Origin of the sequence: Cognatiyoonia sediminum (genome assembly GCF_900129845.1) — a bacterium.
GTDB classification, from domain to species: domain Bacteria; phylum Pseudomonadota; class Alphaproteobacteria; order Rhodobacterales; family Rhodobacteraceae; genus Cognatiyoonia; species Cognatiyoonia sediminum.
In genome coordinates, this window is the sequence record NZ_FQXB01000001.1 from 1,279,042 (window position 1) to 1,292,918 (window position 13,877).

At 55.1% G+C, this 13,877-nt stretch carries 12 protein-coding genes and 1 pseudogene; 4 read left to right on the forward strand and 9 right to left on the reverse strand.

What is annotated here, in order from left to right:
• Position 1 precedes the first annotated feature (1 nt).
• From BUA85_RS06425 to coxB, 9 genes are all read right to left on the reverse strand, one after another.
• On the reverse strand, positions 2-586 hold the full coding sequence (locus BUA85_RS06425; protein WP_072900005.1) for a GNAT family N-acetyltransferase: 585 nt from the start codon (positions 584-586) through the stop codon (positions 2-4).
• Entirely contained in the window at positions 586-1,851 is a 1,266-nt protein-coding gene (locus BUA85_RS06430; RefSeq protein ID WP_072900006.1) for a M16 family metallopeptidase, read from the reverse strand. Before BUA85_RS06430 ends, BUA85_RS06425 begins: the two co-directional genes overlap by 1 nt.
• On the reverse strand, positions 1,848-3,230 hold the full coding sequence (thrC, locus tag BUA85_RS06435) for a threonine synthase (RefSeq protein WP_072900007.1): 1,383 nt from the start codon (positions 3,228-3,230) through the stop codon (positions 1,848-1,850). The genes BUA85_RS06430 and thrC overlap by 4 nt, the downstream gene beginning before the upstream one ends.
• Before the next feature lies 1 nt (position 3,231).
• A complete protein-coding gene (locus BUA85_RS06440) occupies positions 3,232-3,909 on the reverse strand; it encodes an SURF1 family protein (RefSeq protein WP_072900449.1) in 678 nt (225 codons plus the stop codon).
• A gap of 122 nt (positions 3,910-4,031) precedes the next feature.
• Entirely contained in the window at positions 4,032-4,835 is an 804-nt protein-coding gene (locus BUA85_RS06445; protein ID WP_072900008.1) for a cytochrome c oxidase subunit 3, read from the reverse strand.
• Between the two features lie 26 nt (positions 4,836-4,861).
• On the reverse strand, positions 4,862-5,482 hold the full coding sequence (locus tag BUA85_RS06450; protein ID WP_072900009.1) for a cytochrome c oxidase assembly protein: 621 nt from the start codon (positions 5,480-5,482) through the stop codon (positions 4,862-4,864).
• The gene (locus BUA85_RS06455) at positions 5,482-5,688 is read right to left on the reverse strand and encodes a hypothetical protein (RefSeq protein ID WP_072900010.1); all 207 of its coding nucleotides are present in this window, start codon (positions 5,686-5,688) and stop codon (positions 5,482-5,484) included. The genes BUA85_RS06450 and BUA85_RS06455 overlap by 1 nt, the downstream gene beginning before the upstream one ends.
• Positions 5,685-6,620 (reverse strand): heme o synthase, encoded by a 936-nt coding sequence (cyoE, locus tag BUA85_RS06460; RefSeq protein ID WP_072900011.1) that lies wholly within the window; start codon positions 6,618-6,620, stop codon positions 5,685-5,687. Before cyoE ends, BUA85_RS06455 begins: the two co-directional genes overlap by 4 nt.
• A 77-nt stretch (positions 6,621-6,697) precedes the next feature.
• Positions 6,698-7,531 (reverse strand): cytochrome c oxidase subunit II, encoded by an 834-nt coding sequence (coxB, locus tag BUA85_RS06465; protein ID WP_083526187.1) that lies wholly within the window; start codon positions 7,529-7,531, stop codon positions 6,698-6,700.
• A gap of 201 nt (positions 7,532-7,732) precedes the next feature.
• Between coxB and tldD the strand changes: the two genes are divergently transcribed.
• The 4 genes and pseudogenes from tldD (at position 7,733) to BUA85_RS06485 (ending at position 13,778) form a co-directional block, all read left to right on the forward strand.
• Positions 7,733-9,154, forward strand: coding sequence for a metalloprotease TldD (gene tldD, locus BUA85_RS06470; protein ID WP_072900451.1), 1,422 nt, complete (start codon positions 7,733-7,735; stop codon positions 9,152-9,154).
• Positions 9,155-9,260: 106 nt separating this feature from the next.
• Positions 9,261-10,388, forward strand: a pseudogene (dprA, locus tag BUA85_RS06475) (DNA-processing protein DprA).
• Positions 10,389-10,514: 126 nt separating this feature from the next.
• The gene (topA, locus tag BUA85_RS06480) at positions 10,515-13,094 is read left to right on the forward strand and encodes a type I DNA topoisomerase (protein ID WP_072900012.1); all 2,580 of its coding nucleotides are present in this window, start codon (positions 10,515-10,517) and stop codon (positions 13,092-13,094) included.
• On the forward strand, positions 13,095-13,778 hold the full coding sequence (locus tag BUA85_RS06485; protein WP_072900013.1) for a class I SAM-dependent methyltransferase: 684 nt from the start codon (positions 13,095-13,097) through the stop codon (positions 13,776-13,778). It begins immediately after the preceding gene.
• Positions 13,779-13,877: the final 99 nt, after the last annotated feature.

A 13,877-nucleotide genomic window follows, 5' to 3' on the forward strand; every position in this document is an offset into this window, starting at 1 on the left:
CCTATACCACATCCGTTCGACCACGCCGGTCGTGGCGTAGGTTCGCATAGAGGACATGGTTCCGCCAGCGCCCGTTGATCTGAAGATAACTTTGCGCCACACCTTCGTATTTGTAGCCGCATTTTTCCAGCAACCGACGCGAGGGTGTGTTTTCAGGAAGGCAGCCAGACTCAATCCGGCTCAGATCCAATGTGGTGAACGCATAATGTACAACTGCCTCTAGCGCCTCTTGCATGTAGCCAGATCGCGCATACGGATGTCCGACCCAATACCCCGTTGTCCCAGCCTGCGCAGGCCCGCGGCGGATATTATCCAGTGTGATTGCGCCCAACAGCGCGTCATCGTCGCGCCGGATCAAAAACAGAGGGACCGCCGTCCCATTCGCAATCGCGCGCTGCGCCCAATAGACCCGATTGGTGAACCCTTTACGAGACAGGTGGTCAGCCGCCCAAGTCGGCTCCCAAGGTTCTAGGAACGCTTTGCTTTCTTTGCGGATTGCGGCCCATGCGCGAAAGTCGCTGTGTTGCGGGGGACGCAAGGTCATCCGCTCTGTTTCCAGCTTAACCTTCTTGCGCACTCCCAGCATTAGGCCGCCAGTCTTGCCCGCAATTCTTCCAGACTTGGCGCCGCTTCAGCTGGGCCGTAAAGCGCCATAGCCGCCCCAGATTGGCTCGTCGTCTTACCGGCAAAGGCTTTCAACTTAGCGGTCGTTACATCATCAATACGCTCAATGGTTTCTTCTAGCGACGGGATACGACCCCAAATCGACAGCAAGCGCGCAAGACGTTCGGCACGGTTTGATGGGCTTTCGAGGCCCATCAACAGCCCCGCCTTCATCTGAACACGGGCGCGGTCGACCTCTTTATCGGTCATATCATCTGCAGCGCGTTTCATCTGATCAGCAGTGACGTTTACCAGTTCGGCTATCTGTTCAGACGAGGTACCCGCGTAAATCGTGGTCAGGCCGGTATCTTCGTAAGCCCCAGCCTGCGCGAAAATCATGTAGCAGAGCCCACGATGTTCGCGCACCTCTTGGAACAGACGCGATGACATGCCACCACCCATGACGGAGGAATAGATTTGCGCGGTGTAGATCTCGGGATCGCGATAATCCGGTCCTTCGATCCCCAAAGCGAAATGAACTTGCTCTAAATCTTTGGTCTCGCGCCGCTCTGCCCCACCAAAGCGAGCGGGCTGGATCAGGGTCGTCGGTTTAACGGACGGCAAGTGTCCAAAGAGCGCTTCGGCTTGTTTTACAATCTCATCGTGATCCACCGCACCTGCAGCCGCCAAAATCATCTGGTTTGGCCCGTAATGTTCACCAACAAATCCCGACAGGTCATCGCGCGTGAAGCTTTGAACGCGTTCCGATGGACCCAGAATTGTGCGCCCCAAGGCTTGATCCGGATAGGCCGCCTCTTGAAGCCAATCGAATATGATGTCGTCCGGCGTATCAAGCGCTTGGCCGATCTCTTGCAAGATCACGCCCCGCTCCACTTCAATCTCATTCGGATCAAAGATTGGATTGAGAAGAATATCGGCAATCACATCAACGCCCAAAGCCACGTCATCTTCCAGCAGGCGAACATAATAGGCCGTCATTTCGCGACTGGTATAAGCGTTGATATACCCGCCTACATCTTCAATCGCTTCGGCAATTTGCAAAGGCGTGCGCGTCTTTGTGCCCTTGAACGCCATATGCTCCAAGAAATGCGCAATGCCGTTCTGTTCAACCCGTTCATGACGGCCACCCGCACCGACCCAAACCCCAACGGACGCGGATTTAAGGCCGGGCATCGCCTCGGTCACGATGCGAAAGCCGTTGGACAATGTGTGCAGTTGGATGGTCAAGCGATGCGGTCCTTAATGATGGTTTGGATCGCCGTAAGGTCATGCGCCACGCGGGTCAAGCGCTCTGGCCGCTCAAACAGGTCAGACATGCGTGAAGGGAGTGGAGGATGAATGCCTGTGGCCTCTTCCACCGCCGCGGGGAATTTCGCTGGATGCGCCGTCGCAAGCGTGATCATCGGTGTTGTGCCAAGGTAGTCTTCAGCCACGTGAACGCCAACCGCTGAGTGAGGGCAAAGTAGCTCTCCATGATCCGCGACATACGACTTGATCGCAGCACTGGTTTCCGCCTCAGATGCGCGGCCTGATTTGTAGGTTTCCTTCAACGCCTGATAGGCACCTTGGCTGATGGCAAAGCCACCGGATTTCAGATCATCCATCTGCGTAGCCACAGTCGCTCCGTCACGGTCATAGGCATCAAAGAGAGCACGTTCAAAGTTCGAACTCACCTGAATATCCATCGACGGGCTAATCGACGGTGTCACGCCTTCCTTAGTATAGGCACCTGTTTCCAACGTCCGGTGCAGGATGTCGTTTTGGTTCGTCGCCACGACAAGATCTTTGATCGGCAAACCCATCCGTTTCGCGATATAGCCAGCGAAGATGTCACCGAAGTTGCCGGTCGGCACCGTGAAACTCACTTCGCGATGCGGCGCGCCGAGCGAAACTGCGGATGAGAAGTAGTAGACAACCTGCGCCAGCACCCTTCCCCAGTTGATTGAGTTGACGCCCGCGAGCGCCACTTCTTCGCGGAAATCAAAGTCATTAAACATGTCTTTGACCATCGCCTGACAGTCATCAAAATCACCGTCGACGGCCAAGGCATGAACATTGCTTTCCACTGGCGTTGTCATCTGACGCCGCTGTACTTCGCTGACCCGACCATGCGGGTAAAGGATAAAGACGTTGACGTTGCTCAATCCACGGAAGGCCTCAATGGCGGCGGAGCCCGTATCGCCCGAGGTGGCTCCAACAATCGTAATAGACTTACCAGACCGACCAAGAGCCGCTTGGAACATCTGACCAATCAACTGCATTGCGAAATCTTTGAACGCCAGCGTCGGGCCATGGAACAATTCGAGTAGGAAGTGATTGGGCGCAAGCTGAACCAAAGGCGCGCGGGCGTCGTGGCCGAACCCTTTGTAGGCGGCATCGATCAGGGATTTGAATTCCTCATCTGTGAACGTTTCACCGATGAAAGGGCGCATCACTTTGAAGGCGATGTCCTCATAGCGCAGCCCCGCCATCGCCGCGATCTCATCATGGCTGAGCGTCGGCACGTCGGCGGGTACATAGAGGCCACCGTCTCGAGCCAGCCCTGTCATCATGGCTTCTTCGAATGTCAGCTCAGGCGCTGTGCCGCGGGTCGAGATATAGCGCATCTTATGCGTCCTTTTGGCGAGTTGTGCGGATGATCCAATAGATGCTCATGATGGCCCAGACAATGGCTAGCAAGAACCAAGTGACTGCATATTCCCAGTGATCGTTCTTTATGGTGCTGGTGTCGACGGGCAAGGGCGTCAAACGTGGGTCTGGCGGTGACATCTCTCTGGCAACCACCATAAGCGGTTCGGTGCCCAAGGCATCTGACATCGCGTCGACATCTCGCCCAAACCAAATGTTCTTCTCAAGGTCAGGGTTAGGTGTCGAGTCGTTCACATCATCGGGCCAGATCAAGTTTCCGACGATTTCTGCTTGTGCGTTTTGAGACGGTAAATCTTTCGCTTCCAAGGGCAGCAAACCCAGATCGAGTAGGACACGCCGACCATCGCTTGTCTCAAGAGCGGTGATGACCTGATAGCCGGTTCCAGCCGCCGTCCCGGACGTCAAAACGTGGAGTTCTTCGTTGCCGATAAGCCCTGAAAGCTCTATTGCAATATACTCGTCTTCAGTCTCTGTCGGATCCTGCGGCAAGGCGATCGGAGCCCCCGTCATCCGCGCATCGATATCTGCCAGAATACCTTCTTTCCACGCTAAGCGCTGCATCTGCCAAAATCCAAGATACAGCAAGACCGCGACCCCGCTGACACCGAGAAAGATTGGAAAGAAAAGCTTGCGCACAAGGAGATCCTTTTTGTTGCGCGGTCTATAGCGGCGTTGGCCAAAAGGGTGAAGGGCTTGCCCATGGGCCAAAAAGAAAAAGGCGGACACATGGTCCGCCGTTTTCCAATTCAGTGCTTACTTCAGCCGCCCCAGATGTAGACGGCGAAGAAGAGGAACAGCCAAACCACGTCAACGAAGTGCCAGTACCATGCGGCTGCTTCGAAGCCGACGTGCTGCTCTTGCGTGAAATGACCGCGCTGAAGCCGCAGCAAGCAAACGAGCAAGAAGATCGTGCCGATCACAACGTGGAAGCCGTGGAAGCCCGTCGCCATGAAGAAGTTCGCGCCGTAGATGTTTCCGGAGAAGCTAAAGGCCGCGTGTCCGTATTCGTAGGCTTGGAAGAATGTGAACAGCACACCCAAAGCAACAGCAAGGATCAGGCCCCACTTCATGTCTTGGCGGTTGTTCTCGTGAACCAATGCGTGGTGCGCCCATGTTGCAGCTGCACCAGAGCACAGCAGGATCAGGGTGTTGATCAGAGGCAGGTGCCACGGGTCGAATGTTTCAATACCAACAGGGGGCCAAACTCCATCAACAGCAGGGCTTTCTGGGCCCATTGGGTAGAGTGCGTGTTTAAAGAAAGACCAGAACCATGCCGCGAAGAACATGACTTCTGACATGATGAACATGATCACGCCGTAACGCAGGCCGATCCGAACGACGGGCGTGTGATCACCTGTGTTGCCTTCGGTCACAACTTCGGCCCACCACGCATACATAACGTAAAGAGTCAGAGCCAATCCGATTAGGAACATGTAAGGCTGGCTGCTGTCTTTCATCCAAAGCACGGCGCCAAAGAGCATTACGAACGCGCCAACACCTCCAGCCAAAGGCCAGATAGAGGGGTTCAGAATGTGATAATCGTGGTTCTTTTCATGTGCCATCGTTGATGTTCCCTATGGCTGGTCGTCTAGTTCTGTTCTATGGCCGTTTGGCCGTTTGTTGTCAAAGCGGATTCAGCACCCAAAGCCGCTTGTTGCATCTCATCTTCCGGCAAATCGATCTCGTAAAACGTATAGCTAAGAGTGATGGTGTGGATGTACTGGCCTTCGTAGTCATCGACGATTTCAGGATCGATGAAGAAGCTCACGGGCATCAGGACAGTTTCGCCAGGCTGAAGAACTTGCTCTACAAAGCAGAAGCATTCGATTTTGTCGAAAAACGCACCGGCTTGGTAGGGCGCTACATTGTAGGCTGCCTGCCCTGCGACTGGCACGTCAGACGGGTTATTTGCCTCATAGAAAGCCAATCCCAACTCTCCAATGCGGATTTCCATTTCGCGCTCAACCGGTTTGAACGTCCAAGGCATATCCCGCTCAAGCGATGCGTCGAACCGCACAGTGATCGTTTCGTCCAAAACAACGCCTGTCGTATCTTCGGCGACGTTAGTAGCGCCACCAAAACCTGTGACTCGACAGAACCAATCGTAGAACGGTACGGAGGCCCAAGCCAATGCGCCCATGACAAACACGACAGACAACGTCTGAAAGAGTGTCCGCTTCGGGCCGGTTACGTTAGGAAACAAGCGCATCAGTTAGACCCTCCGTCCTCGGCTGGAATAATTTGCGGCCGAGCCACGTGATCGAAGCGTTCGAATTGTTGAGCTTCACCAAGCTGTGTGACTTTCACAACCGTCAGCCCAAACACGATGCCAATGAACGCTACAAGGATCAGACCCAACCCAACATTGCGGCCTTTCCGACGCTCATGAAGCTCGTGCTCAACCTTGATCGTCACGCGACACCTCCTGCACCTGTAGTGCGCAAGATGCCTTCAACGAGCAATGCAACGAAGTGGGCAAACAGATAATAGAGCGACGTTTTGAAGACCGCGCGCTCTGCTTTGAACTTGTCCGCTTCGGCGTCAGCGTCGTCACGTTTCCAAACTTTGTAGGCACCTTTTAGGAACCATGCGTTCATGACTACAGCCGTCGCCAAATAGATAGGGCCACCAATGGAGGTAAAACCAAGGCCAATTGCGACTGGAGCCAACAAAAAGGTGTAGACAAGAATATGGTTCCGTGTGGACCGCGTGCCATGGGTGACGTTCAACATTGGAACGCCCGCGTCGCCGTAATCGGTCTTCACGAACAAGGCGAGCGACCAGAAGTGAGGCGGCGTCCACATGAAGATCAACGCGAACATCAAGACGCTTTCAATACTCGCTCCACCGGTTGCAACCGCCCACCCGACCATGGGAGGGAACGCACCTGCGGCTCCGCCGATGACGATGTTTTGTGGCGTCGAACGCTTCAGCCACATCGAGTAAATGACGGCATAGAAAAAGATCGTGAACGCGAGCAGTCCGGCCGCAAAGAAATTTGTCGCCAGCGCCAAAAGAACGACGGAAAAGCCAGAAAGGGCCAACCCAATGCCAAGAGCCTCACCCGGTTGAACGCGACCTGACGGGATTGGACGCCCAACTGTGCGCTTCATCTTCGCATCGATATCAGCGTCCCACCACATGTTCAGCGCGCCAGAGGCACCGGCACCGACCGCAATGCAAAGGATGGCGACAAAGCCAACGAAAGGGTGAACTGGAACCGGAGCAACCAACATGCCTACAAGCGCCGTGAAGATCACAAGCGACATCACACGAGGCTTAAGAAGAGCGAAATAGTCGCCCATCTTGGCCTCATAGGTCCCTGTTTCTACGCTCACGTCGCTCATTCGGTTGTCCTAGCGTGGCCGCTATCTCGGCCCTTAAAGCAATTTGGGCGCGGCAGTGCCGCACCCAGTTACAGCGCTTACGATGCTGGGTTTTCTTCTTTCGCGGCAACAAGCCACTCGTCATAAACCTCTTGGCTCACGACTTTCACTGTGATCGGCATATAAGCGTGGGCCTGGCCGCAAAGCTCAGAACACTGGCCGAAGTAGACGCCTTCACGCTCTGCCGCAAACCACAGCTGAGCAATACGACCTGGGACCGCGTCCTGCTTCACGCCAAAGGCTGGGATGGTCCAGGAATGGATAACGTCCGCGCCTGTCACGTCCATAACAACGGTCGCGCCCACTGGCACAACAACAGCTGTGTCTGTTGCTAGAAGATAGAGGTCTTCGGAATAACCGAAGTCAGCCAGCTCTTCTTCTGCGAGCATAAAGCTGTCGAATGCGATGTTTTCGTCTGTGTACTCATAACCCCAGTACCACTGGTAGCCAGTGACTTTGATGTTCACGTCACCTTCTGGGATTTCCTGCTGGTCGAACAAAACTGGCAGAGAGAACGCGCCGATGATCACAAGGATCACGATTGGCACAACGGTCCATGCAACTTCCAAAGGAGAGTTGTGTGTGAATGTTGCCGGTGTTGGGTTCGATTTGCGGTTAAAGCGTACGATCACCCAGATTAGCAAACCCATCACAAACAGCGAAATCGCAGTGATGATATACAAAAGCAGCGTATCCAACCAAATGATGTCGCTCATCAGCTTAGTCGCGGCAGGTTGGAAGCTTGTCCCTGCTGGTTCCGGAATACCGACGATCTCAAGTTCTTGATTGACGTCTTGAGCCAGTGAGGCACTGCCGGCCAGCATCAAACCAGCGGTGGCCCAAAGAGATTTTAGATGGGTGGTCAGTCGCATGATGTTCCCTGTCTTCATCGTCGAACCCGAAGGCTCTGTGGCTGAGGTTTCCGGTCTGTTAAACGGAATCCCGTTGTAAGTCTGCGCCCATCTCCCATATCCTGAGAGACAACTCAAGAACCCCTGTTGCGGCAAACAGCCGCTTTTTCGACATTCACCCCAAAAAGTTGGGGCTCTGACCATAAAGAGGCGCTTCCAAACATGGCATCCGACGCATTTCGCCCATTTGAGACTCATTTCGATCAGGAGACCGCGTTGTCCTTAGTTCAAGAGGCAACGCGCGGCGCCGACGACGGTGAGTTGTTCCTCGAACGTAGGAAGTCGGAAATGCTGTCGTTTGAAGACGGGCGTGTGAAGACGGCGAGTTATGATGCGTCAGAGGGGTTTGGCCTTCGTGCCGTGAAGGGCGAGACTGCCGGATATGCGCATTCCACAACACTCAACGAACAAGCTCTGCGTCGTGCCGTTGGGACAGCTCGTTTAGCGGTTGGAGACGGCGGCGGGACTTTGGCAAATGCGCCAGCGGGTACCAACCGAAAGCTCTATTCTGATGGCAATCCAATGGCCCAAGCGACGTTTCCAGCTAAGATTGACGTCTTGAGGGAGATCGATGAATTCGCCCGCAGCTTGGATTCGCGCGTTGTTCAGGTCTCCGCCAGCATGGCGGCCTCGTTGCAAGAAGTTACGATCCTGCGCCCTGAGGGTACCTTGGTCACGGATACACGCCCGATGTCGCGGGTGAACGTGTCCGTCATCGTTGAAGATCAGGGCCGCCGCGAAAGCGGCAGCATGGGCGGTGGTGGCCGCGCCGGATTGCTAGGCCTGATCACACGCGATCATTGGGAAGGTGTCGTGCGAGAGGCGCTGCGGATCGCGCTCGTAAACCTCGATGCGGAACCTGCACCCGCAGGTGTCATGGACGTGGTTCTTGGCCCCGGCTGGCCCGGCATCCTTTTGCACGAAGCGATTGGCCACGGGCTAGAAGGTGATTTTAACCGCAAGGGGTCGTCGGCTTTTGCAGGATTGATGGGTCAACAGATCGCGGCAAAAGGCGTGACGGTCTTGGACGATGGCACAATTCCAGATCGACGCGGCTCGATCACGGTTGACGACGAAGGTACGCCCAGCGCGAAAAATACATTGATCGAGGACGGCGTTCTGGTCGGCTTCATGCAAGACCGGCAGAACGCGCGCTTGATGGACGTGGCCCCCACGGGCAATGGGCGGCGCGAAAGCTATGCCCATGCGCCGATGCCGCGGATGACGAACACATATATGTTGTCTGGTGACGCCGATCCCGCAGCGTTGGTCGCGGATCTCAAAGACGGGATCTATGCCGTCGGCTTTGGCGGAGGCCAGGTCGACATCACCAACGGTAAGTTTGTCTTCAGCTGTACGGAAGCGTACCGCGTGCAAAACGGCGTTGTTGGCGCTCCCGTGAAGGGCGCGACATTGATCGGCGATGGCGCAACCGCTCTGAAGCATATTCGCGGCATTGGAAACGATATGGCGCTTGATCCAGGAATCGGCAATTGCGGCAAGGCTGGGCAGTGGGTTCCGGTCGGGGTCGGACAACCAAGCCTGATGATTGGCGGCTTAACGGTCGGTGGTGCAGCAGCTTAATGTCAAAGCATCCCCCCAAGAAACAGCGGGGATAGGACGCGCTAAGATTAAAGCCCGATTAACCTTAACGAGGTTAACCTGATTCTGCAGTAAGGCGGAGATTGGGATGAACGGAAAGCAGCACTCTTCCACTCACCCCCCCACCCCACACCCTCAGGAAGATTCTCGTTTTGACCGTCTCCGCCTACTGCGATCTTACCGCGTAGGGATTTCGACGTATCGCCGGTTGCTCGGAGAACATGGCTCTGCGCGAGCGGCATTAGACGCCCTGCCCGACGTTGCCCGCGCAGCGGGCGTATCCAAATACCAACCTTTCGCAGAACAGGCACTCAAAGCGGAGTTGAAAGCAGGAAAAAAGATCGGTGCGGTCCTGATCGAAGAAACGGAACCTGATTACCCGAAGGAGCTTTTACAACTCGATGACGCGCCTCCATTCCTATGGACTCTTGGGCGGCGGGAACTTTCGACGTCGCCAATGATTGCCATGGTCGGCGCACGGAATGCCTCATCCCTCGGCACGCGCATGGCGCGCCGCCTTGCCGAAGAACTTGGTGAAGCTGGGTTTGTTGTCGTCTCAGGCCTTGCAAGAGGTGTCGATACGGCCGCGCATTTGGCTTCACTGGAAACCGGCACCGTTGCTGTTCAAGCTGGCGGCGTCGATGTGGTCTACCCCGCTGAGAACGCCAATCTTGCAAAGAAAATTGCTGATAAAGGCCTGCGCCTCTCGGAGATGCCGATGGGATTGCAGCCCATGGCACGACATTTCCCGACGCGCAACAGAATCATATCCGGTATGGCAAAAGCCGTTGTCGTTGTTGAAGCAGCTGCAAAGTCCGGCAGTTTGATCACGGCAAGAAACGCCTTGGATCAAGGTCGAGATGTTTTGGCAGTTCCCTGACATCCGTTCGACGCACGCGCGGCTGGGTGCAATCACCTCATTCGCGATGGCGGAATACTCGTCCGATCCGCAGAGGATGTGATCGAGGCCATCAAAGCAATTGCGCCGCACGCTGAACCAGAACTCCCTTTACGGAAACCTGAACGGACGCTCCGAGACACCAACAAGCTCCATCAAGAAATTCTCAACCGTCTCGGCCCATCGCCTGTCGCCGAAGATCAATTGATCTGCGACCTCAAAACCCCCGTGAAAGGCGTTGCACCTATTTTGGTCGAGCTCGAAATGACTGGCCAAGTCATTCGGCAACCCGGTGGACTGCTCTCAAAAGCAGGATAGGCAGCGCCTCAAGACGCGCCAAATTTCGTGTCAAATCACCTTCTCGAAATCACAGGATTGACAATCCAATGCGACACCCCACATCTTGCGCGATCACAGACGACCCGATTTCTTTAAAGGATTCCCATGCCCGTTGTTGTTGTTGAATCGCCAGCCAAGGCCAAGAAAATCAACGGATATTTGGGTAACGACTATACAGTTCTCGCCTCTTTCGGGCACGTGCGTGACCTGCCTCCAAAAGATGGCTCCGTCCTTCCCGACGAAGATTTTGAAATGAAGTGGGAGGTCGCAAGCGACAGCAAAAAGCACATCAAAGCGATTGTTAACGCACTCAAAGATGACCCCGAATTGATCCTCGCCACCGACCCCGATCGCGAAGGTGAAGCGATCAGTTGGCATCTGACAGAGGCATTGACCGCACGCAAAGCGATCAAGAAAGACACGCCTGTCAGCCGCGTGGTTTTCAACGCCATCACCAAATCTGCGGTTATGGAAGCGATGGAAAACCCGCGCGAGGTCGACCAACCGCTCGTGGAAGCTTACCTCGCCCGACGTGCGCTGGACTATCTGGTTGGATTTAACTTGTCTCCGGTGCTCTGGCGCAAACTGCCTGGTTCACGATCCGCCGGACGCGTGCAATCTGTAACCTTGCGCCTTTTGGTCGAGCGCGAAATGGAAATCGAAGCATTCCGTGCTCAAGAATATTGGTCGGTCAAAGCGCAACTGAAATCCGCGCGTGGCCAAAGCTATGAAGCACGGTTGACTGTGCTTGCGAGCGATAAGCTGGAAAAATTCAGCATCGCCAACCAGACCCAAGCCGAAATGGCTGTTCAAGCAATTCAAAGCCGCGATCTGGTGGTGAAGTCGGTCGAAGCAAAACCGGCGACGCGCAATCCTTCCCCGCCTTTCATGACGTCGACCTTACAGCAAGAGGCTAGCCGTAAGTTTGGCTTTGGCGCACGGCAGACGATGAGCGTCGCTCAGCGCCTCTATGAAGCCGGCCTCATTACCTACATGCGGACCGACGGGATCGACATGGCGCCAGAGGCTGTGACTGATGCCCGTGGCGCGATCCAATCGAAGTTCGGCGACACATACCTGCCCGCCAGCCCACGCATGTATAAGAATAAAGCGAAGAACGCGCAGGAAGCCCACGAATGTATCCGCCCAACGGAAATGGGCGTATCGACCGAAGACGCCAAAATCGCTGATGCGGATCAACGTAAGCTCTACGACCTCATTTATAAACGCACGATGGCAAGCCAAATGGCAGCCGCTCGACTTGAACGCACGACGGCTGACATCGGTTCTGCTGATGGGCAAGTCATGCTACGCGCGAATGGCCAAGTCATGTTATTCGACGGCTTCCTTGCGATTTATGAAGAAGGCAAAGACGACGCGGTCGTCGACGATGATGACAAGCGCCTCCCGCAACTCGCCGAAGGCGAAGCCGCAAGTAAGGACAGCGTCACACCGGAGCAGCATTTCACACAACCGCCGCCCCGATACACTGAGGCGACCTTGGTGAAGCGGATGGAAGAACTCGGCATCGGCAGGCCGTCTACCTACGCTTCCATCGTGACAACGATCCAAGACCGCGGATATGTCGAGAAAGAGAAAAACCGTCTGATTCCTCAGGACAAGGGGCGTCTGGTTACGGCTTTCCTTTCGAACTATTTCCGTAAGTATGTCGGCTATGACTTCACGGCCCAACTGGAAAACCAACTAGACGAGGTCAGTGCGGGCGACGCGAACTACAAAGTCGTACTTGGCAATTTCTGGCGCGACTTCTCCGCTGCTATTGCCGAGACATCCGAACTTCGGATCACCGATGTTCTCGAGAAAATCAACGAGGTGCTGGAACCGCACCTCTTCCCGCGCAACGAAGATGTCACCGACCCGCGCCTTTGCCCTAACTGCGGCAACGGGCGTCTCTCCATGCGCACAGCGCGGTCCGGTGGCGCCTTTATCGGCTGCTCAAACTATCCTGAATGCCGATATACCCGCCCCTTCGGTCCACCCAACCCAGAGGCGGAGGCGTCTGCCATCCCGCCAGAGGGAAAATTGCTTGGCGAAGATGCTGGCGATCAGATCTGGGTCCACAAGGGGCGCTTTGGGCCTTATGTGCAGCGTGGCGAAGTCTCCGACGACAACAAAAAACCGCCTCGCCAATCGATCCCGAAAGAATGGCCGCCAGAAGAGGTTGAACTTGAAACAGCCGTCAAGCTTCTGGCCCTGCCCCGCGAAATCGGACCTCATCCTGCGGACGGGATCATGGTGTGGTCCAACATCGGACGCTACGGCCCTTACCTGAAGCACGCGCCATCGACCTCTGATCGCGGCGGCACCAATGCCAATTTGGAATCGCTTGAAGAGGTGTGGACGGTCGGCATGAACCGCGCGGTTCAATTGCTGGCTGAGAAAGTCGCAAGCCGCGGCGGACGTGGTCGCGCAGCAAAACCTATCAAAGAGCTGGGCGAACATCCGGATGCGGGCGGAGCCGTAGGTGTCTACGACGGAAAATACGGTCCGTACGTCAAATGGGAGAAGATCAATGCCACGATTCCCGACACGATCACACCAGATGACATCACGCTGGATCAAGCGGTAGCCTTGATCGCAGAACGGGCCGAAAAGACCGGCAAGAAAGTCGCAAAGAAAAAACCGGCTGCGAAAAAGAAAATGACAGCCAAAAAGAAAAAATAGATGGCCTTCAATTCCTCCCGCTATCACCTTTTGAAGGTCAATGAGACTTTCGCGAAAGGGGTGAAAGCAGGGGAACGTGTGCTGGATGCCGGCGCAGGTATGCAGCCTTATGCGCATCTCTTCGCTCATGCGATCTATGAAAGTGCGGACTTTACGAAGGTCGATAAGTCATATGCGCCGCAGACTTACATCTGCGATCTCGTCGACATTCCCGTCGAGGACAGGCGGTTCGACCACGTCGTATTCAACCAAGTCTTAGAACACCTGCCCGATCCCATTGCCGTTTTGAAAGAGCTGCGGCGCGTTCTCAAGCCAGGCGGCAGGATCATTTGCACCTGTCCGCTGTTCTATCAGGAACACGAACAGCCTTATGATTTCTACCGCTACACCCAGTTCGCGCATCAACACATGTTTGAGCAGGCTGGATTCGAAGTTTCATCAATTGATTGGCTAGAAGGTTATTACGGCACAGCCTCATATCAACTCCGAGGGCTCTCGAAAAATCTACCGCTTTGGCCTAAAAGTGGCGAGATCTGGGCGCGGCTCTTAGCTTTGCCCGTCGCCACAATCATTCGAATTCTTGGAAGTCTGCTTGCACCGATCTTGGCACGTCTTGATCAACACACAGATTCCAGAGGCGTCGGGTATCCAAAGAATTACGTGGTTTCAGCAAAAGCAATCTAGACAACTAAATTGCAACCGGTTGCAAAAATTACGCCGCAACGCAGCAATCGTGTTGACACGGGGAAGACCCGCAGTCACTACTTAGCCAAATTTTCTGGA

Bases quoted from the DNA above. Each gene is read 5' to 3' on its own strand.
- BUA85_RS06425 (WP_072900005.1), bottom strand. From the start codon at position 586: ATGCTGGGAGTGCGCAAGAAGGTTAAGCTGGAAACAGAGCGGATGACC.
- thrC (WP_072900007.1), bottom strand. From the start codon at position 3,230: ATGCGCTATATCTCGACCCGCGGCACAGCGCCTGAGCTGACATTCGAA.
- BUA85_RS06445 (WP_072900008.1), bottom strand. From the start codon at position 4,835: ATGGCACATGAAAAGAACCACGATTATCACATTCTGAACCCCTCTATC.
- BUA85_RS06450 (WP_072900009.1), bottom strand. From the start codon at position 5,482: ATGCGCTTGTTTCCTAACGTAACCGGCCCGAAGCGGACACTCTTTCAG.
- cyoE (WP_072900011.1), bottom strand. From the start codon at position 6,620: ATGAGCGACGTGAGCGTAGAAACAGGGACCTATGAGGCCAAGATGGGC.
- coxB (WP_083526187.1), bottom strand. From the start codon at position 7,531: ATGCGACTGACCACCCATCTAAAATCTCTTTGGGCCACCGCTGGTTTG.
- tldD (WP_072900451.1), top strand. From the start codon at position 7,733: ATGGCATCCGACGCATTTCGCCCATTTGAGACTCATTTCGATCAGGAG.
- topA (WP_072900012.1), top strand. From the start codon at position 10,515: ATGCCCGTTGTTGTTGTTGAATCGCCAGCCAAGGCCAAGAAAATCAAC.
- BUA85_RS06485 (WP_072900013.1), top strand. From the start codon at position 13,095: ATGGCCTTCAATTCCTCCCGCTATCACCTTTTGAAGGTCAATGAGACT.